The organism is Kitasatospora sp. NPDC048722 (assembly GCF_040650235.1).
In the GTDB taxonomy this organism is placed as follows: domain Bacteria; phylum Actinomycetota; class Actinomycetes; order Streptomycetales; family Streptomycetaceae; genus Kitasatospora.
This window is the reverse complement of sequence record NZ_JBEZGX010000025.1, coordinates 85,588-105,486: the sequence shown is the minus strand read 5'-3', so window position 1 is coordinate 105,486 and position 19,899 is coordinate 85,588. Positions and strand designations below refer to the sequence as shown.

Sequence of the window (19,899 nt, the reverse complement as noted above, 5' to 3'; positions counted from 1 at the left end):
GCTCGTCATCCGCTCGTGCCCGGTGCTCCCCGGATCCACCCCTGGCCGAGGGGCGCGGGTGCTGCAGGAACTCGAAGCGGGTCGGACGCTCGGCAAGCACGCCCTCGATCCGTGGCGTCGGGAGCGGTCCTGCCTGCGGCTCACAGGAGGACGGGCAGCGACTCCAGCCCGTGCACGAGCCGTGAGTGCCGCCAGCGGAGTCGGTCGGCGGGCCGGGCGAGGCGCAGGCCGGGGAAGCGGGCCAGCAGGACGCGCAGCGCGGTCGCCACCTCGGCGTGCGCGAGGGGCGCGCCGAGGCAGCGGTGGATGCCGTGGCCGAAGGCCAGGTGCGCGCGGGCGTCCGCCCGGTCCAGGTCGAGCCGGTCCGCGTCCGCGAAGCGGGCCGGGTCGCGGTTGGCGGCGCCCGGGCTGACGAACACCGGGCTGCCCGCCGGGACGTCCGTCCCGCCGATGCGGACCGGCTCGGGGGCCCAGCGCCAGGTGGCGACGGTGACCGCCGAGTCGTAGCGCAGGAGTTCGTCGACGGCGCCGTCGATCCGGCCCGGGTCCGTGCGCAGCAGCTCCAGCTGGTCGGGGCGCTGGAGCAGGGCGAGGACGGCGTTGCCGATGGCGGCGGTGGTCGTCTCGTGCCCGGCGACCAGGAGCAGCACCGCCAGCGAGACCAGTTCCTGCTCGGTCAGCCGGTCGCCGTCGCCGTCACGGGCGGCGACCAGCGCGGAGAGCAGGGCGTCGTCCGGGGTGCGGCGCTTGGACGCGACGAGCCCGGTCATGTAGTCGGCGAGCGCGTGGGAGGCGGTGTCGGTGCGTTCGTGGTCGCCGGCGGCGAACAGGTCCGTCGACCACGCCCGGACGGCGTCCCGGTCGGCGGCCGGGACGCCGAGGAGCTGGCAGATCACCGTGACGGGCAACGGGACGGCGAGACCTGCGACGAGGTCCACCTCCTCCCCGGGCGTCCACGAGTCGAGCAGGGCGTCGGCGAGACCGTGGACGTACGGGCGCAGGCGGTCGACGGCACCGGGGGTGAACGCCCGCGTGACCAGCCGCCGCAAGCGGGTGTGGTCCGGCGGGTCCGTGGCCAGCATGTTCTGCGAGACGGCCGGGTGGACGTCGCGCCCGGTCTCCCGGCCGGCGAAGAAGCGCGCGGTGTCCTTCGACAGCCCGGGATCGGCCAGCGCCTGCCTCGCCTCGGCGAAACCGGTCACCACGTAGCCGGCCCTGTGCCCACTGCCCGGGAGCTTGAGCACGGCCGCTTCGCTGCGGAGCGTCGCGTACGTCGAGTACGGGTCCCGGAAGAACCCGGGGTCCTGGAGGGGCGTGCTCATGGTCATCCGTTCGCGGTCTTGGGAACCAAGGGAGGCCGCCGTGCCGGTCGGCCGGTGCGGCGCGGGACCGAGCGTAGTCACACCGGATCCGCCGCGACCGCTCACCGGGCCCGCGGGCCACGGCGTTTGACGCCGTGGGGGCGCCGCGAGGGCGGACACCACAGTCGGCGCCGACGTGCGGACCGGCAGCGGACGGGGGCGTCGCAGCACTGCCGAAGGATGTGGACGCGCTGCCCCGGGCCTTGACGGCGGGACGATCCGCCGGCCGCCGAACCCCCCGTCGGGATGGCGGCGATGAGGACGATCAGGCCGGCGAGCAGCCCGATCAGCGCCGCGTCGCGGACGGATGCCGGAGTGATCCGCGCGTGCCGTCCGTGAGGCGGTCCGCCCGCCTCCGCCGGTACGTCGTCGTCCCGGGCCCTCCCACGGCGCATGGGGGCGCTCCTTCCGTTCCACTTTCTGACCGGGTCATGTCGAGCGTATCGACCGGTGCGCGGAGGAACGGCAGGGAGGGCCGGAGGCTTCGTCCCGGCCCGTCTCGACGCGGCCGGCGTGGTCAGGACCTTCAGGGGGAACACGCCGAAGGGGGCGACCGCCGTTACGGCGGCGAACCGGACGATGCCGCATCCTGACCGGACCTGACCGAGTCCGCTCGCAGCTGACCGCACTACTGAGTCGAGAGGGAGACGCCGTTGCGTATCACCGACGCCCGTACGGGCCGGCACAGCGAGATCCGCCCCCGCCGGACCGGACTCCTGCGCGTGACCGTCGACGTGGGGGAGCGGGGCCGGCCGTTCCGGCTCGACGATCTGCGCGCCCTGCTGGTCGGTGACGTCCTGGCGCGCACCTGCGAGACGCACGGCCTGCAAGTGCTCACCGAGCTCGCCGTCCCGAACGGTTCCGGCGACCCCGACGGCCCGGACGAGCAGCTCCGGGCCCTCCGCATCGCCGCCGACCGACTCGGCATCCATCCGCCCGCTCACCAGCACGCGCGCGCGGACGCGCAGGACCGGCCGGTGGCCGACCTGGCCGTCACCAGCCGCCCCGACGCCGACCCCGAACCGTCGGCCGCCGTACTCCTGCTCACCGGTCCCGTGGCCGAGGACCTGCCGACCCCGGCCCTCACCCCCGAGGACGACCCCCTCGCGTTGCGCCTCGCCCTCCTCGAACACGCCGTCACCGCCCCCGTCCGGCTCACCGCCGGCACCCTGGCGGACGCCGCCGAGAAGCTGACCCGCTGGCGCGCGCTCGTCGCCGACCTCGCCTCCATGCCCTCCGGCGCTCCGGAGGCCGACATGGTCCAGGCGAGCTTCGACGGCCTCGACGAGGACCTCGACGCCCGGGTCGCGCTGCGCGCACTCGACGCCCTGGAGGCCCGCACCGACCTGTCGCCCGGCACCCGCTTCGAGACCTTCGTGCGGCTCGACCAGGTCCTCGCCCTCGAACTCGGCCGCGACATCGGCCGCGGGCCGCACTGAGCGCGAGGCTCCTTCGCGTGGCGGCCGAAATCGAGAGCGGAGCACCGGCAGGACGTGACACGGTGGCGGCATGAGCCCACCGAGCCTCGAACGGACCGGTCCCGCCGGCGGCCAGGTGATCGTGCTGACGGGCCCGCCCGGAGCCGGCAAGAGCACCGTCTCGGCGCTCCTCGCCGACCGCCTGACCCCGAGCGTCCACCTGCACGGCGACGACTTCTGGCACTACATCAAGCAGGGTCGGCTCCCGCCCCACCTGCCCGAGGCCCATCGGCAGAACCAGGTGGTCCTGGAGGTCCTGGTCGCGGCGGCGTTCGGCTACGCCGCCGGCGGCTACCACGTGGTGTACGACGGCGTCGTCGGCCCCTGGTCGCCCGGAGTTCGCCCGCGAGCGGATCCGCACAGAGCGCGGCGAGCCGGGCCCGGGCGGACGGCGTGTCGGGGCAGTGGTGGCAGGCTGCGTTCTGGACGCCGGGTTCGCAGTCGTCGAGCCCCTCCTCGGTGAAGCCGTCCGCCGTGGCCTGGCCCCTCTCCGAAGTCTGGCTTCTCCTGCCGGACCCATGACCAGCCGCAGGAGAGAACACAGAGCGGCGTGGGAAGTCGGCCTGGCCGACTTCCCACGCTCGGGCGGGCCTGCGGCGGCGTCAGCCCGTGATCGGCTTCAGGGCGGTGGTCATCATCGCCGCCATGCCCGAGCCGCCGTTGTAGGAACCGACGGTGGCATCGTTCAGGGCGTTGACGATGTCGTCACCGGCGACCTGGTTCCCGTTGCCGACGATCACGGTGTCCCAGTTGCCGCCCGCCGCCTCGGCGGCGTCGACGGCGCCGCCGGCCACGCCGCTGGAGCCGTTGTGGGACCCGACGGTGGCGTCGTGGCCCGCGTTGATGATGTCGTAGCCGGCGACCTGGTTGCCGTTGCCGACCACCACCGTTCCGTGGTTGCCGCCGGAGACGGCCTCGGCGCTCGCGACGGTCGGTACGGCGGCGATTCCGGCGGCGGCGAGTGCGGCCAGCGTCCAGGTGGTGCGACGGTGCATGATGATTCTCCGTTCTGTCAGAAAATATCCCTTTTGCGGGAGCGAGGGAGACAGTAGGCGCCGCTCCTGCCGTGGTGGGCGATGGTCCGCCGGTCGCGGTGTGTCGGACGGGGCGGGCGGGACCGGTCGGGTTAATCGCGCGGTGAAGGGCCCCGCGCGCGGGGGCTACGATCGGGGCTCCCTTCGACCGGCGATCAGGAGCTCACCGATGCGCGTGGACCGACTTCGCGGACCGGCCCGGTTGCCGCGGGCAGCCGGGGCAGCCGGGGCAGCCGGGGCAGCCGCGGCGGTCGTGGCCCTGGCCGCCACCGCGGCCGCCTGCGGGCCGAACAACGACGCCTACGTGGCCCTGCAGAACACGATGAAGTCGCACATCACCACGCAGGACCATCGGCCGGTCGGTTCGGTCTCCTGCACCCCGCACGTCCACGGCACCATGCGCGGGGAGACCGTTCACCTGCGCTGCCAGGTCGACTTCGCCGACGGGACGTCGTACACCGCGAACGCGGCCATCCACGACCAGAACTCCGGCGGTACGCACAACCGGCCCGACACCTATTCCTGGGACAGCCCGCCGCCCACGTGATGCCGGGCGTCGGCGCTTCGAGGCCCTCACCATGCGGCGCCTCGCGACCGCCCTGGAGACCGGGCCCTCCTCGCTCTACGCGCACGTGGTGAACAAGGAGGAGCTGGACGAACTGCTCATCGGCCGTCTGTGCGCCCGGATCGACCTCCCGGAGCCGGACCCGGCCCGGTGGCGGCAGCAGATCACCGGCGTCTGCACCCAGCTGCGCGACCAGTACCTGCGCTACCCCGGCACCTCCCGGGCCGCCTTCGCCGCCGCCCCGTCGGACCTCGACACCCTCCGGGTCGGCGAGGGCCTGCTCGCCATCCTCCTCGCCGGCGGCATCCCCCCGCAGGTCGCCGCCTGGGCCATGGACTCGCTGATGCTCTACGTGAACGCCTACAGCCTTGAGCTCTCCATGGCCGACAAGCGCCACGAACGCGGCGACGGCGCCTGGGTCGTCGAACGCGAGGAACTGCTGCGCCGCTTCGCCGCCCTCCCCGACACCTACCCCCACACCTGGCGCCATGCGGAGGAGTTGACGGCCGGCACCACCCATGACCGCTTCGACTTCACGCTCGGCCTGATGCTCGACGGCATCGAGAGCGCGCGGTCCCGCACCTGAGGACCCGACGGGCGCGTCCTCGGAACGAGGGTGGGGCCGCGGTCCGGCAGGAGGGCCGGGCGCAGTGCGCGCAGTGCCGCCGTCCGGCCGCGAGCGGGACCCCTACCAGCCCCACTCCACCGGGCCGATCGGCTGCAACCCGGCCTGGTGTGCCAGCCATTCGGCGCGCTCGACGTCGCCGTGCCGGAAGTGGACGAAGACCGTGTGCTCCTCGGCGGGCACATCACGGAACACGTCCCGGCTGTTGAGTGCGATCTGGACGTAGGCGTCCTTGTGGCGAACCGCCAGGCCGAGTTCCGGAACGGCCGGCCAGCTGAAGCGGTCCCAGTCGATCGAGCCCGGACCGGACCCGACCACCCCGAAGAACGCCTCCTCGATCGACCCGACCGGCCGCCGTTCGAGGATCAGTGAGATCGGGAGCAGCGCCGCCACGTTCGGGTCCCCCGCCACGACCATGCGTCGGACCTCGTCGTTGGACTCCGGCCGGTACGGGTCGTCAGGGGCGATCGTGGCCGTCGGGAAGGCGGCCGCCATGCGCTGCGCCTCTTCGAGCGTGAGGGCCTTCGTCTCCGCGCTGACGTTGAACGAGTTCATGGGGATCGCGAGGTCCAGCAGCCGCTCGACGGCGCGGTAGGCGGTCGGCAGATCGGGGGTCCGCAGGACGGGCAGGGCGTTCGAATTGCTCACACCGGGCAGTCTGACAGGCCGGGTGCCCCGTGATCACACGGGTTTTCGCCGCTCGCCCGCCCTCCCCGTGGGTCAGCGGCGGCCCCGCGCCGTCGGGGGTTCGACGAGGCGGTCGCCGACGAGGCGGGTGCCGGCCTGCTTGACGAGCTTCAGGACGGGGGAGACCTCCATGCCCTGCAGGCCGGCGAGGGAGCCGATGCGGTCGGAGGTGAACTCGAACAGCTCGTCGAGGTCGCGGCAGTGGGCGACGGCGTGGACGTTCCAGGGGCCGGAGACGGCTGCGGCGAAGGCGATCTCGGGCTCCTGGGCGAGCGCGCGGCCCACGGCCTTCACGGCGGACGGATGGACGCGGAGCCAGAGGTTCGCGCGGGCGTGGTAGCCGAGGGCCGGCGCGGCGATCTCGACGTCGACGTGGACGGCCCGGTGCCGCAGGAGGGTGTCGAGGCGGCGCGAGGCGCGACCGGGGGTGAGACCGGCGGCGGTGGCGAGGTCGACGAGGCTGGCGCGGCCGTCGGCGGCGAGGGCGGCGAGGAGCTTCTCGTCCTCGAGGGTGAGGAGGAGCGGCTCGCGGGCGACGACCGGCGCCTCGGCGAACGGGGGCTCGCCGCTCCCGAGGGCGGCTTCCTCCGCCGGGGTCAGCGTGCCCTGGAGGGCGGTCCAGTAGTGGCCGCGACCTCCGAGGAACTGGCGGAGCATGGCGAAGGCGTTGATGTCGAGCACCGCCGCCGTGCGGGGGAGCCGCCGGCCCAGGAGGTCGTCGTGCTGCTCCCGGGTCCGGGATTGCGTCGCACACGTGACCTCGCAGCCGACGGAGCCGAGGGCCACCCAGTTGACGTCGTCGCGCCCGGCGAGCGCGTCGGCGATCGCCGGCCCGCTGCCGGGGCGGCAGCGCAGCCGCACCAGCCACCGGCTCTGGCCCAGGGCGCCCGGGTTGACCACACCGGCCACGCGGATCACGCCGTCGGCGCGCAGGCGGCGGTAGCGGCGGTTGACGGTGGCCTCGGTCAGGCCGAGGGCGGCGGCGATCGAGGCGAAGGAGGCTCGTGGGGCGATCTGCAGAGCGCGAATGATTCGCACGTCTTCGGGGTCTGGAGATGAGGATTCGGACGTGAGGAAGCCTGCCATGACGCCGATCCTACAAAGCCGGGCCGGTGGCTCGCGTCCGGTGCGCTGTCGGCGGGAGGCTTGCTGCGGCCCCCTACGGAAGCTCGAAGAAGAAACGGGGATGACGCTGCAGATGTCATCGATCGGTATCGAAGAACAACCCCCCACCGCGCTCCTCGTCGGCGCGTCGCGCGGCCTCGGCCTCGCGATGGCGGCGGAGTTCGTGAGCCGCGGCTGGCACGTCGTCGGCACCGTCCGCGGCACCGCCGCCAGGACGCCGCTGCACGAGCTCGCCGACCGCGCGGACGGGAAGGTCACCGTCGAGCACCTCGACATCAACGAACCCGCCCACCTGCCGCCGCTGCGCGAACGGCTCGCCCGGCGGCGGTTCGACGTGCTCTTCGTCAACGCCGGCACGGCCAACGACGAGCACACACCGGCGGGTTCGGTGTCGACGGCCGACTTCGTCGACGTCATGGTGACCAACGCGCTCGGCCCCCTGCGCGTCATCGAGGCCCTGGAGGACCTGGTCTCCCCGGCGGGGCTGATCGGGGCGATGTCCTCCGGGCAGGGCAGCATCACGAACAACACGACCGGAGGCCGGGAGGTCTACCGGGCGAGCAAGGCGGCCCTGAACATGTTCCTGCGGAGCTTCGCGGCCCGGCAGGGTGGGACGGGGCGCGCGGTCGTGCTCATGGCGCCGGGCTGGATCCGCACCGCCCTGGGCGGTCCGGACGCGCCGTTCACGATCGAGGAGACCGTCCCGCCGGTCGTCGACGTCCTGCTGTCCCGGCTGGGCACGCCCGGCCTGGCGTACCTGGACCGCTTCGGCCGGACCGTCCCCTGGTAGGCCCGGCACGGCGGGAGGAACGCTACTGCGTCGGCTCCACCGCGATGTCGCTGAACACCGCCTGGGCGTCCTCGGTGTAGGCGCCGACGCTGCCGCTCAGGTACGGGCGTTCCTCGTCGTCGTAGGAGACCAGGCCCTTGCCGTCGACGCTCACGACCAGGTGGGCACCGCTCTGGACCACCCGGACGCCGGACCAGTCGCCCACGGGGAACCCCTCGGCGGCCGTCGCCAGGAAGCGCTGGCCGCCGGGGTAGGCGGGGTCGCGCTTGCCGAGTTCCCAGCCGTTGGGCTTGAGGATGAGGTAGTAGAAGTGGTCCGGGTCGGTGTACGCCCACACCAGCCACGCCACCTCCCAGGGGTTGGGCGTGGGCGTGCGCAGTTGGGCGATCGTGCGCATGCGGGCCCGGAGGGTCATGTCCCCGTACTGCCGGGTGGAGACGATCAGTCCGGCGTGGGTCTCGTCCGTGCGCCGCGCCGGCTGGGGGGAGAGGGCCAGGCCCTTCGTGAAACCGGTGTTCTCGCCGTGGCCGTCGAAGACCGACCGCCAGGGGCCGTGGACCGAACCGTCGGTCCACGGCCGCACCGGCTCCCCGTACTCGTCCCCCCGGATGGCGCTCACCGCGAAGGCGAGCCCCGCCAGCGCGGCGGCGGAGAGGAGGACGACGGTGAGGAGCCGGTGAACTCTCGTCATGCCGTCGAGTATGACTCCGGGCCCTCGGGCTGGGGGACGGCGAGGGGGGCCGGTGCGGGCGCCGGGTCGGCGTCGACGCCGAAGTCCTCGGCGAGTTGGGCCAGGATCCGCGCGGTGGCGTGCCCGTCCCCGAAGGGGTTTCCGGCCCTCGCCATGCGCCGGTACGCGTCGTGGTCGTCCAGCAGACGCATGGCGGCGTCCAGGATCACGTGCGGTTCCGTGCCCACGAGTTGGGCCGCGCCGGCCTCCACGGCCTCGGGCCGCTCGGTGGTGGTGCGCAGCACGAGGGTGGGCTTGCCGAGGGTGGGGGCCTCCTCCTGGATGCCGCCGGAGTCGGTCAGGACGAGGTCGCAGCCGGCCAGGGTGGCGGAGAAGTCGGCGTAGTCGAGCGGTTCGACGATGCGGATGGCGCAGTGGCCGGACAGTTCGGGCAGGAGTGCCTCGCGGACGGCGGGGCTCTTGTGGAGCGGTAGCACGAGCTCGACGTCGCCGCGGTCGGCGAGCCGGCGCAGGGCCCTGCCCATGGCGCGCATCTTGTCGCCCTGGTTCTCGCGTCGGTGCAGGGTGACCAGGACGCGGCGCGGGCCGCTGCTCTCGAAGTGGTCGCGGCCGGCGCCCTGTTCGAGCACCCACAGCAGGTTGTCGATGACGGTGTTGCCGGTGACGAACACCTCCGCCTCCGGGACGCCTTCGGCGGTGAGGTGCCCGGCGGCGCGGGGGGTGGGCGCGAAGTGCCAGCGGGCGATGCGGCCGATGAGGCGGCGGTTGAGTTCCTCGGGGAAGGGGTTGTCCGCCACCCCGGTGCGCAGCCCGGCCTCCACATGGGCGACGGGGACGTGCTCGTAGAAGGCGGCGAGGGCGCCGGTGAGGGCGGAGGTGGTGTCGCCCTGGACGACGACGAGGTCCGGGCGTTCGGCGTGGACGACCTCGCCCAGGCCCTCGACCAGACGGGCCGTCAGCTTGGACAGCTCCTGCCGCTCTCTCATCACGTCGAGCTCGAACTTCGCCTCGACCTGGAGCAGTTCGAGCATCTGCCGGAGCATCTCGCGGTGCTGGCCGGTCGAGACGACCAGGGGCTCGAAATGCGGGGAGGCGGCCATGGCGCGGACGACCGGCGCGAGTTTGATCGCCTCCGGGCGGGTGCCGAGGACGAGCATGGCGCGGACGGGTGTGGTGTTCGTGTTCGGGGACATGAGTCTCCAAAGAGGGTGCCTGCCGAGGGGCAGGGAGGGTTTTCCGCACAGGTGTTCCGCACGTGCGTGCGTGGAAGGTCATGCGTGGGCGCGTGCGTGGACACCTCCACGCACGCGTGTGCTGCTCGCCGTGCGCGTGGAGGGTGTTGAGGGCAGAGCGGGTGTGCGTCAGGTGCGCGCGGTCTTGAGCCAGGTCTGCTTGCCGGTGAGCATGCGCCACAGGCCCCACCATCCGGCGGCGAACCAGATGTAGCCGTAGACGACGAACACGTGGGAGAGCAGGACCGCGCGGACGAGACCGAGCCCGCGCTCGCGCCGGAAGTAGACCCAGCCGTAGGCGTACGCCGCGGTGAAGGACAGGACGTACGGGCCGATGATCCACATGGGCGACACCAGCGGGTGCCCGGCCTCGACGGAGCCGAGGAGGACGCCACCCGTGGCGATGACGAAGGACAGCGGAAGCAGGGAGGTGAGCAGGATCAGCACGGGGCTGGAGAGGTGGTACAGCAGGTCGATCGCGGGCTTCGTGGGCACTTCGCGCAGGATCAGCGGGACCAGCCGGGCCGACTGCAGGTGGCCCTGGAACCAGCGGGAGCGCTGGCGCACCAGCCGCCGCACGTCGAGCACGGCCTGCTGGGAGACGGCGGCGGTGGTGCAGTGGTGGTTGGTCCAGCCGCGGGCGATGAGGCGCACCCCGAGGTCGAGGTCCTCGGTCAGGGAGTCGCTCCAGGGCCCCGAGCCGTCCTCGCCGCAGAGGGTGTCGAGTGCGGAGAGCCGCATGAACTGCCCGTTGCCGCCCATGCCGACGCTGCCGAAGTAGCGGCGGGCGGACTGGAAGATGTCGCCGTAGATGACGAACTCCATGTCCTGGAGGCGGGCGAGCAGGCCCTGTCGACGGTTGTACATGCGCACGCCGATCTGGGTGGCGCCGGTGCGCGGGTCGTCGAAGTACGGGTCGACGGCCTGGACGACGTGCGGGTCGAGGCGCCCGTCGGCGTCCACGACGCAGACGATGACCTCGCCCGGGTCGCGGCCGTCCAGGATGCCGGACTCCCGCAGGTGCCGGATGCCGGCGTTGAGGGCGGCGCCCTTGCCCCTGCGGGCGTCGGGCAGGTGCCGCTGGAGCAGCTTGACCCGGGCGGGGTCGGCGGCGCGGGCGATCTCCGCGGTGCGGTCGTCGGACGCGTCGTCGATGACCAGCGCCATGAAGTCGGCGGCCGGCAGCGAGGTGATCCGGGCCAGGCTCTCGGCGAGGACCTTCTCCTCGTTCAGGCAGGCGAGGAGGAAGACGTAGAGACGCTCGGCGTGCGGACCGTGGTCGTTGCGGACCCGGCGCCTGGAGAGTACGAAGAGGGCGGCGTTGTAGCAGCCCGCCATCACGATGATGGCGACGCTCGACCAGAGAAGAACCTCCGTGATCACCGGCGATCACCGGAGTTTCGGAGAGCGAACCAGAACTTGGTCAGCAGGAGAACGGTGGCTATCGAACAGTAGAGCAGGAATCCGGCACCGGCCGCCTCCTGCAGTCCCCTGGCGAAGGGTATGCCCGGCAGAACTTCTGGGGCCGCCATCAGTCCTGCCAAGGGCAGGACTATCCCCAGAGCGGGTTTTCCGTACATGAGATCCCCCCGGATTTCAGCACGCCTGTCGGTCTGAGGCGTGCGTTCGGAGGCTATCAGATGACAAGCATCCTAAACGTGTGATCGTGGAACGCCTTGAATCGGAATATTAAATTCCGTGGAACGGCGGTGGGCTGTTTCGACCGGACGTTCGGTGTGCCGCTGATCGCTTGATCGACGCAGGCCGAGGGGCGGAGATTGGCCGAATGTGGTGCCATCGAAGGGGCCGCGTCCCGCGTCGTGGCCGTGGGTCCGTTCGGGCGGAGCCGGCCGCCGAAGAATGCATGGTCCGGACCATGGAATCCTGTTGACACTCTTCTGGCCCGGCGTGAGAATCGGCGGAATGCCGGGGCTTCGCCGCTGTGCCTTGCCATGTCTTCACCAGATTCACCGGGGGGTGCCTGGGGTGAGGGACCGGCAAATCCATGAATCAGGGGGGACAGCAATGAGCAATGCGAGAGGGAGAATTCCGTTTGCCCGGGTCCCGGTCATTCTGACCGTGGTCACCGCCCTGCTCGGCGGCGTCGGACTTTCCACCGGTGCCGAGGCGGCGGCCGGCGACGGCAGGCCTGCAGGGTCGTCCGACGGGCCCAAAGGCGTGAGCGCCGCGTCCGGCTCCGAGGACCTGACGGCCTGGAGCGCCGCCCAACGGGCGAACGACAGCATGCGCCGGTCGCACCGGCTGACCGTCACCCCGGCTCCCAAGGCCACAGCCGAGCGCCCGTCCGTGCAGGCCCCGGCCGTGTCGGCTGGCACGTCGGCCCTCGTCCTGTACGACACCACCGGCCCCTACGGCTACCTCGGCGAGCTCTACGCCATGGCGACCGCCAACCTCGCCGGCCACTTCGGTACCGTCACCGCCAAGCCGGTCTCCGCGTACGCCCCCGGCATGGTGGAGCAGTACTCGGCCACCTTCTACGTCGGCTCGACGTACTACGGCGGCTCCATCCCGGATGCCGTCCCGCCAGCGTTCTACCAGGACGTGATGACGACCGCCAAGCCGGTCGACTGGATCGGCGACAACGTCTGGAACATGGCCAACGCCGTCGGCATCGAGAACTTCAAGAAGAAGTACGGCTGGGACCCGACCAACTCCTACTTCTCGACCAACGGCAGCGTGGGCACCATCAACCAGGTCGCGTACAAGGGCCGGACGCTGACCCGGAAGATCCCCGCGGGCGCGGACGGCGGCGTGCTCCACCCCGCCCTGTCCGGGGCCGGCTACCCGCAGGTCTCCCAGCTCGCGCTGGCCACGGACGCCTCCACCGGGGCCGTCACGCCGTGGGCGATCCGCTCCGCCAACCTGACGTACGTCGGCGAGATCCCCTTCGCCTACGTGTCCGAGTCGGACCGCGTGGTCGCCTTCGAGGACCTCCTCTTCGACGCCCTCGCCCCGGCGACCACCGAGCGCCACCGCGCGTTCGTGCGGCTGGAGGACATCAGCCCCGGATCGGACCCGACCGAACTGCGCACCATGGCCGACTACCTGGCCTCGCAGCACATCCCCTACGGGATCAACGTCATCCCCGTCTACACCGACCCCCGGGGCGTCTACGACAACGGCACGCCCCAGACCGTCACCCTGGCCCAGGCCCCGGACGTCGTCGCCGCGCTCCAGTACATGCTCGCGCACGGCGCCGTCCTCATGAACCACGGCTACACGCACCAGTACAGCAACGTCAACAACCCGTACACCGGCGTCACGGCCGACGACTTCGAGTTCTTCCGCTCGCACGTCGACGCCGCCGACAACGTCGTCTACGACGGGCCGCCCGCCGAGGACTCCACCGCCTGGGCCCAGTCCCGGGTGACCGCCGCCCTCGCCGGCTTCGCCGCGGCCGGCCTGCCCAGGCCCGCCCTCTGGACCACCCCGCACTACGCCGCCTCGGCCGCCGACTACCGGGTCTTCGGCCAGAACTACACGGCCCGGCTGGAGCGTCCGCTGTACTTCGCCGGAACGCTGAGCGGCGCACCCGTGAACCCCGGCCGCTACATCGGGCAGTTCTTCCCGTACGCGGTCAAGGACGTCTACGGTACGACCGTGCTCCCCGAGAACATCGGCAACTACGAGCCCGTGCCCGTCAACAACCACCCGGCACGGCTCCCGGCCGACCTGATCAACTCGGCCAGGGCCAACCTGGCCGTCCGCGACGGCGTGGCCAGCTTCTTCTACCACCCGTACTACGACGTGGCGCCGCTCCAGCAGACGATCGACGGCATCAGGGCCCTCGGCTACACCTTCGTCGGCCCGACGGACCTCGCCAACTGAGCGGCCCGGAACAGGTGAGGAGCTCTCAGCAGTGAACCCGATGAAGAGGGCGGCCGCCGCCCTCTCGGCGCTGGCCGTCCTCTTCGTCGCCGCCGGATGCTCCGCGGAGTCCGGCGACGACGAGGACAAGCCCAAGCCCGGCCCCTCGGCCGGCGCAGCGACCGGCCGACCCGACGACGGGAAGACGAGCGAGATGCGCGGCATGACGCTCCCCTCGTGGAACACCGACGACTACGACAGCCCGCAGGCCGCGACCTACCTCCAGCAGATCGCCGCCACCGGCACCCGGTGGGTGACCTTCACCCCCACCTGGTACCAGGACCGTGTCACCGACTCCGCCATGCGCACCACCGACGAGACCGCCGCCGACGACGGCCTGCGCAACATCATCCGCCTCGCCCACGACGCGGGCCTCAAGACGATGATCAAGCCCCACGTCGACCTGACCAAGGGCGGCGACCGCGCCGAGATCAGGCCGTCCGACCCGGACGCCTGGTTCACCGCCTACCAGGGCTTCATCACCCACTACGCCCAACTCGCCACCGACAACGGCGTCGACCAGCTCGCCGTCGGCACCGAACTCGCCGGCACCTCCCAGGACGGCGCGCACTGGAGCAGGGTCATCGCCGCCGTCCGCGACCGCTTCAAGGGCCCGCTGACGTACGCCGCCAACTACGACGAGTACCGGAAGGTCCCCTTCTGGAAGGACCTCGACGTCATCGGCGTCGACGCCTACTGGCCGCTGACCGACAAGGCGACGACCGACCCGGCCCAGCTGCGCCAGGCGTGGCAGCCCATCGCCGACGAGCTCGCCGCGTTCTCCCAGAGCCAGCAGCGGAAGATCCTCTTCACCGAGGCCGGCTACGTCAGCCAGCGCGGCACCACCACCGCCCCCTACTCCTGGACCGTCAGCAAGCGCGACGGCGATGCCGAACAGGCCGCCGCCTACGAGGCGTTGCTCGCCACCTTCGACGGTAAGCCCTGGTGGGCCGGCGTCTGCTGGTGGATGTGGGACGACTGGCCCGACAGCGGCGAGACGAAGAAGAAGCTCGCGTACACGCCCCACGGGAAGCCCGCGGAGGACGTACTGAAGAAGTGGTGGGCCCAGGCAGGGTGACGCCGTCGGGCGGGTAAGGCGCTCGGAAGCGGCCGGAGCGCCGCGGCGGGCGGGGGCGGCGCCGGGCGGGCAGAGTGGTCGCATGCAGGAGCACGAGGAGACTCCACAGGAACAGCGGGCCGGCTGGTTCGAGCTGTTCTTCGACCTGGTGTTCGTGGTCGTGGTGAGCGTCCTCGCCCAGGGGCTGCACGGCGACCCCGGGGCGAAGGAGTTCGGCACGTTCCTCGTGCTGTTCTTCCCGGCCTGGTGGGCGTGGGCGAACCTCACGGTGACGATCAACGTGGTCGGCTCGGACCGCCCCCGCGGCCAGGCGCTGCTCCTCGGGACGATGCCCGCGCTCGGGCTGATGGCCGCGGCGGCGCCGGAGGGGCTCGGATCGCGGGCGTGGGCGTACGCGTTGGGTGCGGCGTGGGTCCGGCTGGGGTTCTTCGCGATCTGGCTCGACCGGGCGCGGCGGCCCGGGAGCCCGCTGCCCGTCTGGCGGCCCGTCCTCTACTGCCTCCTGCCCGCGGTGCTCTGGGCGGTCTCCGCCGCCGTGCCGGGGCCGGGGAGGTTCGTCCTGTGGGGCGCGGCGACGGCGCTGGAGGTCGTGCTGCTCTCGGTGCGCGCCGGGATCAGCGCCGAGTTCTACGCCCGGCTGTCGGTCGAGCACCTCGTCGAGCGGATCAGCCTGTTCGTCGTCATCGTGCTCGGCGAGAGCGTCTACACCATCGGCGTCACCCTGTCCGTCCACTTCACCCGGGCGTCGGGGGCGACGGCGCTGCTGGCCTTCGTCGTGGTCGCCGAACTCGCGCTGGTCTTCTTCGTCTGGGGCACGGCGGAGGCGGCGCGGGGACTCGCCCACGTCCAGGCCGAACGGTCCGACCGGGCCATCCGCGACACGGTGATGTACCTCCCGTTCGTCCTGGTCTCCGGTGTGACCGTCATCGCCGCCGCCCTCGGCACCGCGGTGGCCTCGCCCACGCACCACCTGCCGGTGGGCGCCCGCTGGGCGTTGTGCGGCGGCGTCCTCGCCTTCTACACCGCCAACGCCGCCATCTCGCTGCGCTACGGCGACCGCCCGCGAACCGTCCTCGGCTGGTACCTGCCCGCCCTGCTCCTCACCCTGGCCGGCCTGGCACCCGCCTCGGTGTTCCTCCCCGCCTGGGGCGCGGTGGGCTGCGCGGCCCTGGTGGTGTTCGCCCTGGCCAAACTCGCCCGCCACCGCAGCGTCGCCCGCCGCAGCGGCGTCCTGGGTGACGGCTGACCGGCCGGGTCCCTCGTGACCGCGGGGACGGGCGGTCCACGGCTCGGCATGCTGTCGAGGCCCACGACCAGTCCGGCCATCTCGGCGTTCCGTCCGGTGCCCTGACGGGCTTGTGGCAGTGCGGGTTCCGTTTATGGGGATGTGGAGGCGATGCGGAACGTTGATTCGTCGCGTTCCGTTCAAGCGCCGCTTACCCCATCATGGAACGGTGTCCGGCGCGCCTACGCGCGTAGCACCGCCCCCTGTACCCCCACTGCACGGAGGACTTGACCCATGCTCAGACGCCTCGACGCCATCCGCCCCGTCGCCCTGGGGGCGGTCGTCCTGACCGTCCTCGCGGGATCGAGCGCCGTCCCCCACCGGGCCGCCGCGGCGACGACCACGGCGAACGCCACGACCGCGACGGCCGCGGCCCCCGCCGCGACCGCGCAGCACCGCGTCCTGTTCGACGACAGCAAGGCGGAGACCGCCGGCAACGCGGACTGGATCATCAGCACCAGCCAGCCGGACCCGCTCGCGGAGAACGCCAACCCCCAGTCGGAGACCGACTGGACGGGTGCCATCTCCAGCTGGGGCGTCGCCCTCCAGAAGACCGGCCAGTACAGCCTCAAGACGCTGCCGAGCGGCTCCACCATCACCTACGGCACCGGCGGCGCGCTGGACCTCGCGAACTTCGACGAGTTCGTCCTGCCCGAGCCGAACATCCGGCTCAGCGACTCCGAGAAGACCGCCGTCATGACGTTCGTCCAGAACGGCGGCGGCCTCTTCCTCATCTCGGACCACACCGGCAGCGACCGCAACAACGACGGCTGGGACTCCCCGGCCATCCTCAACGACCTGATGACCACCAACTCGGTCAACAGCAAGGACCCGTTCGGGCTCTCGATCGACCTGCTCAACATCCAGACCGACAACCCGACCGCGATCAGCGACGCCGCCGACCCCGTCCTGCACGGCCCCTTCGGCACCGTCACCGGCAGCATCATCCGCAACGGCACCACCTTCACCCTCAAGCCCGCCGACAACCCCTCCGTCAAGGGCATCGTCTACCGCACCGGCTACTCCGGCACCACCGGCGCGTTCTTCGCCACCAGCAGCTTCGGCAAGGGACGCGTCGCCATCTGGGGCGACAGCTCCACCATCGACGACGGCACCGGCGAGCCCGGCAAGACCGTCTACGACGGCTGGAACGACCCCGCGGGCACCGACGCCGCACTCGGCCTGAACGCCACCGCCTGGCTCGCCGGCAGCGGCAGCGGCGGCACCACCGGCAGCGTCACCCTCACCAACCCTGGTGCCCGTACCGCCACCGCCGGGACGGCCACCAGCGTCCAGCTGTCCGCCACCGACACGGCCGGCGGCACCCTGACCTACGCCGCCTCCGGCCTGCCCGCCGGCCTGGGCGTCAACGCCACGACCGGTCTGATCAGCGGCACGCCCACCACCGCCGGCACCTACTCCGTCACGGCCACCGCGACCGACTCCACCGGCCCGTCCTCCTCCGTCACCTTCACCTGGACCGTCCAGCCCGCCGGCGGCGGCAGCGGCTGCACCGCCGCCCAGCTGCTCGCCAACCCGGGCTTCGAGGCCGGTTCGACGGCCGGCTGGACCGAGACCAACACCAGCGGCACCAGCTCCATCAACAGCAGCTCCAGCGAGCCGCCGCACTCCGGCACGTACGACGCCTGGCTCGACGGGTACGGCAGCACCAACACCGACACCCTCGCCCAGACCGTGACCCTCCCGGCCGGCTGCAGCACCTACAACCTCAGCTTCTGGCTGCACATCGACACCGCCGCGAGCAGCACCACCGCCTTCGACAAGCTGACGGTGACCGCGAACGGCACCACCCTGGCGACCTACTCGAACGTCAACGCGGCCGCCGGCTACCAGCAGCACACCCTCAACCTGTCCGCGTACGCCGGGCAGAGCGTGACCCTCAAGTTCAGCGGCTCGGAGGACTACACCAAGCAGACCTCCTTCGTCCTCGACGACACCGCCGTCAACGTGGCGTGATCCGGGACCGGTTGTCCTCCTTCCGAGAAGGAGGACAACCGGCTGGAGAGTCCGCGACATTGACGGCGGCTCAACACCGTCGCTGCTAGCCTCGGCCCATGTCTGCGGAGCCATTCCTGACGCTGGACCCGGCCTCGGCCGACTTCGTCGTCGACGTCTCCAACGTCGTCCGCGACGACGCCCTCCTGAGCTCCCGGAAGGCCGACCTGGAGCGGCTCACCGCGCTGTGCCGCGCGCTGGCCTCCCACGTGGGCGACCACACCCTGCAGATCTACGCCGTCGTCGACGACTCGCTGCTCACCGACGCCTACCTCACCCGGGCCGAGCGGGCGCAGCTGCGCGACTGGGTCGACGCCGGGCTGATGGAGCCGCGCACGGTCGCGGACGACCGGCTGATAGAGATCGCCGACCTCTCCGGCGTCTCGGTCGTGAGCGACGACGGCTTCGTCGAGTTCCACCGCCGCTACCCGTGGATCTCCGGCAACCGCGACCGCTTCGTGAAGCCCGTCCCCCTTCCCGGCGGCCGGGTGGGCATCGTCGGGCGGGTCATGCCCGTGCCGGAGGACTGGCAGATCACGCGCAAGGAAGAAGAACGCCTGCTGCTCTCCGCCGGGATGATCGACCGGCGCACCGGCAGCGGCCCGCGTCGCGAGTTCCTCGAACGGCTCTGGCGCTGCCCGGAGCGCGGCTGCCGGCTCTTCGAGGGCGGGCGCCGGACGGGAGCGGGACAGGCGCTGCCGCGGCACGACCGGGGCCGGGCGGTCTGCCCGACGCACCGGCTGCCGCTGATCGACCGCGGGCCGCGCCCGAGTCAGGTCGAGGTCAAGATCCACGTGAACGACGAGGTGCAGACGCGCGTCGTGGTCGTGGCCGGTCACGACGTCGTCGTCGGACGCGACCCGGTCGCCCGCAAGGGGCAGCGGGCCGTCCTGATCGGCCCGTGGCTCACCGGCGCGGCCACCCACCTCGTCAGCCGCTCGCACGTCCGGCTGGCCTGCCACGACGGCGTCCTGGAGGCGCACGACACGAGCACCAACGGCTGCCGGGTCCGCTCGGCCGACGGCACGGAGCGGGAGGTCAGGCCCGGGCGGACGTGGCAGCTGCGGCGCGGGCAGCGGCTGCTGCTGCACGAGTCCGTGTGGGTCGAGATCAGCGGCCGGACCTTCGTCTTCGAGGGCGAGACGCCGCTCCCGGAGGCGCCCGCGCGCAGCGAACCCTCGGGACCGACGATGCTCGGGCAGATCCTCCCGAAGCAGGACCACCGCAAGGGCAGGCGCCCGGCACGCTGAGGACCGAAGGTCACGGCGCCGTCACCCCGTGCGGTTGTGGGCGGCCGGAGCCTTCCGGCGGGATCATGGGAGGGTGATCCGCAGCGGGGTGCGCCGATGAACGTGATCACCGACTGGCTGCGCGGGCTGTCCGGACCGGTGGTGTACGCGGTCGTCGCGGCGCTCGTGTTCGCCGAGGACGCGATCTTCGTGGGTTTCGTCGGCTTCGTCGTCCCCGGTGAGACCTCGGCCATCCTCGGTGGCCTCCTCGCCCACCAGGGCAAGGTCTCGCTCGCGTGGATCACGGTCGCCGTCGTCGGCGCCGCCATCCTCGGCGACTCCGTCGGCTACGAGATCGGCCGCCGCTTCGGGCCGTCCCTCCTGCACACGCGCGCGCTGCGCCGACACGAGGAACGGATCGACAGGGCACGGGACTTCATGAGCCGGCGCGGTTCGGCCGCCGTCTTCTTCGGCCGGTTCATCGCCTTCCTCCGCACGATGGTGCCCGCGCTGGCGGGCACCTCCCGCATGCCCTACCGCCGCTTCCTGTTCTACAACGCCGTCGGCGGCATCGCCTGGGGCATCGGCTGCACCCTCCTCGGCTACTCCGCCGGTGCCGCCTACCGCCGGGTCGAGGGCCTCGCGGGCCGCGTCGCGGCGATCACGCTGGCCGCCCTCGTCATCATCGCCGTCGTCGTGTGGCACCTCCGCAGGCGCCGTGCGCGGGACCGCGACGAGAAGGACTGAGGCCTGCTCCCGCTCCTCGGGGCACACCGGCGAGGGTGCGTGGAGGGGGCCGTCGAGCGGGCCTTAGG

18 protein-coding genes are annotated in these 19,899 nt (G+C 72.1%); 11 read left to right on the top strand and 7 right to left on the bottom strand.

Going from position 1 to position 19,899, the window contains the following annotated elements:
* Positions 1-140: 140 nt before the first annotated feature.
* Positions 141-1,322, bottom strand: a complete 1,182-nt coding sequence (locus AB0C76_RS20080) for a cytochrome P450 (protein ID WP_359966844.1) — start codon at positions 1,320-1,322, stop codon at positions 141-143.
* Between the two features lie 692 nt (positions 1,323-2,014).
* Here AB0C76_RS20080 and AB0C76_RS20075 point away from each other — a divergent pair.
* Both AB0C76_RS20075 and AB0C76_RS20070 read left to right on the top strand, forming a co-directional pair.
* Positions 2,015-2,800, top strand: coding sequence for a hypothetical protein (locus AB0C76_RS20075; RefSeq protein ID WP_359966841.1), 786 nt, complete (start codon positions 2,015-2,017; stop codon positions 2,798-2,800).
* 70 nt (positions 2,801-2,870) lie between these two features.
* Positions 2,871-3,302, top strand: coding sequence for a zeta toxin family protein (locus AB0C76_RS20070; RefSeq protein ID WP_359966838.1), 432 nt, complete (start codon positions 2,871-2,873; stop codon positions 3,300-3,302).
* 139 nt (positions 3,303-3,441) lie between these two features.
* Here the strand turns inward: AB0C76_RS20070 and AB0C76_RS20065 are convergent, their stop codons facing one another.
* A complete protein-coding gene (locus AB0C76_RS20065) occupies positions 3,442-3,834 on the bottom strand; it encodes a hypothetical protein (RefSeq protein WP_359966835.1) in 393 nt (130 codons plus the stop codon).
* Positions 3,835-4,042: 208 nt separating this feature from the next.
* Here AB0C76_RS20065 and AB0C76_RS20060 point away from each other — a divergent pair, with 208 nt between their 5' ends.
* Together AB0C76_RS20060 and AB0C76_RS20055 are read left to right on the top strand one after the other, a co-directional pair.
* Entirely contained in the window at positions 4,043-4,420 is a 378-nt protein-coding gene (locus AB0C76_RS20060) for a hypothetical protein (protein WP_359966832.1), read from the top strand.
* Positions 4,392-5,024, top strand: a complete 633-nt coding sequence (locus AB0C76_RS20055) for a TetR/AcrR family transcriptional regulator C-terminal domain-containing protein (RefSeq protein WP_359966908.1) — start codon at positions 4,392-4,394, stop codon at positions 5,022-5,024. The genes AB0C76_RS20060 and AB0C76_RS20055 overlap by 29 nt, the downstream gene beginning before the upstream one ends.
* 102 nt (positions 5,025-5,126) lie before the next feature.
* Here AB0C76_RS20055 and AB0C76_RS20050 read toward each other — a convergent pair whose 3' ends face one another.
* Positions 5,127-5,711 carry a hypothetical protein gene (locus tag AB0C76_RS20050; protein WP_359966830.1) on the bottom strand — a complete coding sequence of 195 codons (585 nt, stop codon included), beginning with the start codon at positions 5,709-5,711 and terminating at the stop codon, positions 5,127-5,129.
* 72 nt (positions 5,712-5,783) lie between these two features.
* Positions 5,784-6,788: an Lrp/AsnC family transcriptional regulator gene (locus AB0C76_RS20045; protein WP_359966827.1), complete on the bottom strand. Its 1,005-nt coding sequence runs from the start codon at positions 6,786-6,788 to the stop codon at positions 5,784-5,786.
* Between the two features lie 160 nt (positions 6,789-6,948).
* Between AB0C76_RS20045 and AB0C76_RS20040 the strand changes: the two genes are divergently transcribed.
* A complete protein-coding gene (locus tag AB0C76_RS20040) occupies positions 6,949-7,665 on the top strand; it encodes an SDR family oxidoreductase (RefSeq protein ID WP_359966824.1) in 717 nt (238 codons plus the stop codon).
* A gap of 22 nt (positions 7,666-7,687) precedes the next feature.
* Here the strand turns inward: AB0C76_RS20040 and AB0C76_RS20035 are convergent, their stop codons facing one another.
* The 3 genes from AB0C76_RS20035 to AB0C76_RS20025 form a co-directional block, all read right to left on the bottom strand.
* Complete coding sequence (locus AB0C76_RS20035) at positions 7,688-8,356, bottom strand: calcium-binding protein (protein WP_359966821.1); 669 nt, start codon at positions 8,354-8,356, stop codon at positions 7,688-7,690.
* Positions 8,353-9,549 carry a UDP-N-acetylglucosamine 2-epimerase (non-hydrolyzing) gene (gene wecB / locus AB0C76_RS20030; RefSeq protein WP_359966818.1) on the bottom strand — a complete coding sequence of 399 codons (1,197 nt, stop codon included), beginning with the start codon at positions 9,547-9,549 and terminating at the stop codon, positions 8,353-8,355. Before wecB ends, AB0C76_RS20035 begins: the two co-directional genes overlap by 4 nt.
* 168 nt (positions 9,550-9,717) lie before the next feature.
* Positions 9,718-10,971 (bottom strand): glycosyltransferase, encoded by a 1,254-nt coding sequence (locus tag AB0C76_RS20025; protein WP_359966815.1) that lies wholly within the window; start codon positions 10,969-10,971, stop codon positions 9,718-9,720.
* 696 nt (positions 10,972-11,667) lie between these two features.
* On the opposite strand from AB0C76_RS20025, the gene AB0C76_RS20020 reads away from it, so the two are divergent.
* From AB0C76_RS20020 to AB0C76_RS19995, 6 genes are all read left to right on the top strand, one after another.
* A complete protein-coding gene (locus AB0C76_RS20020; protein WP_359966812.1) occupies positions 11,668-13,437 on the top strand; it encodes a polysaccharide deacetylase family protein in 1,770 nt (589 codons plus the stop codon).
* A gap of 40 nt (positions 13,438-13,477) precedes the next feature.
* Positions 13,478-14,554: a hypothetical protein gene (locus AB0C76_RS20015; protein WP_359966905.1), complete on the top strand. Its 1,077-nt coding sequence runs from the start codon at positions 13,478-13,480 to the stop codon at positions 14,552-14,554.
* An 82-nt stretch (positions 14,555-14,636) separates the two neighbouring features.
* Positions 14,637-15,800, top strand: a complete 1,164-nt coding sequence (locus tag AB0C76_RS20010) for a low temperature requirement protein A (protein ID WP_359966809.1) — start codon at positions 14,637-14,639, stop codon at positions 15,798-15,800.
* Between the two features lie 273 nt (positions 15,801-16,073).
* A complete protein-coding gene (locus tag AB0C76_RS20005; RefSeq protein WP_359966806.1) occupies positions 16,074-17,816 on the top strand; it encodes an Ig domain-containing protein in 1,743 nt (580 codons plus the stop codon).
* 98 nt (positions 17,817-17,914) lie between these two features.
* Complete coding sequence (locus AB0C76_RS20000; RefSeq protein ID WP_359966803.1) at positions 17,915-19,105, top strand: hypothetical protein; 1,191 nt, start codon at positions 17,915-17,917, stop codon at positions 19,103-19,105.
* 96 nt (positions 19,106-19,201) lie between these two features.
* Positions 19,202-19,831 carry a DedA family protein gene (locus tag AB0C76_RS19995; RefSeq protein ID WP_359966800.1) on the top strand — a complete coding sequence of 210 codons (630 nt, stop codon included), beginning with the start codon at positions 19,202-19,204 and terminating at the stop codon, positions 19,829-19,831.
* Positions 19,832-19,899: the final 68 nt, after the last annotated feature.

Bases quoted from the DNA above. Each gene is read 5' to 3' on its own strand.
- AB0C76_RS20080 (WP_359966844.1), bottom strand. From the start codon at position 1,322: ATGAGCACGCCCCTCCAGGACCCCGGGTTCTTCCGGGACCCGTACTCG.
- AB0C76_RS20070 (WP_359966838.1), top strand. From the start codon at position 2,871: ATGAGCCCACCGAGCCTCGAACGGACCGGTCCCGCCGGCGGCCAGGTG.
- AB0C76_RS20065 (WP_359966835.1), bottom strand. From the start codon at position 3,834: ATGCACCGTCGCACCACCTGGACGCTGGCCGCACTCGCCGCCGCCGGA.
- AB0C76_RS20060 (WP_359966832.1), top strand. From the start codon at position 4,043: ATGCGCGTGGACCGACTTCGCGGACCGGCCCGGTTGCCGCGGGCAGCC.
- AB0C76_RS20040 (WP_359966824.1), top strand. From the start codon at position 6,949: ATGTCATCGATCGGTATCGAAGAACAACCCCCCACCGCGCTCCTCGTC.
- AB0C76_RS20035 (WP_359966821.1), bottom strand. From the start codon at position 8,356: ATGACGAGAGTTCACCGGCTCCTCACCGTCGTCCTCCTCTCCGCCGCC.
- wecB (WP_359966818.1), bottom strand. From the start codon at position 9,549: ATGTCCCCGAACACGAACACCACACCCGTCCGCGCCATGCTCGTCCTC.
- AB0C76_RS20015 (WP_359966905.1), top strand. From the start codon at position 13,478: ATGAAGAGGGCGGCCGCCGCCCTCTCGGCGCTGGCCGTCCTCTTCGTC.
- AB0C76_RS20010 (WP_359966809.1), top strand. From the start codon at position 14,637: ATGCAGGAGCACGAGGAGACTCCACAGGAACAGCGGGCCGGCTGGTTC.
- AB0C76_RS20005 (WP_359966806.1), top strand. From the start codon at position 16,074: ATGCTCAGACGCCTCGACGCCATCCGCCCCGTCGCCCTGGGGGCGGTC.
- AB0C76_RS20000 (WP_359966803.1), top strand. From the start codon at position 17,915: ATGTCTGCGGAGCCATTCCTGACGCTGGACCCGGCCTCGGCCGACTTC.
- AB0C76_RS19995 (WP_359966800.1), top strand. From the start codon at position 19,202: ATGAACGTGATCACCGACTGGCTGCGCGGGCTGTCCGGACCGGTGGTG.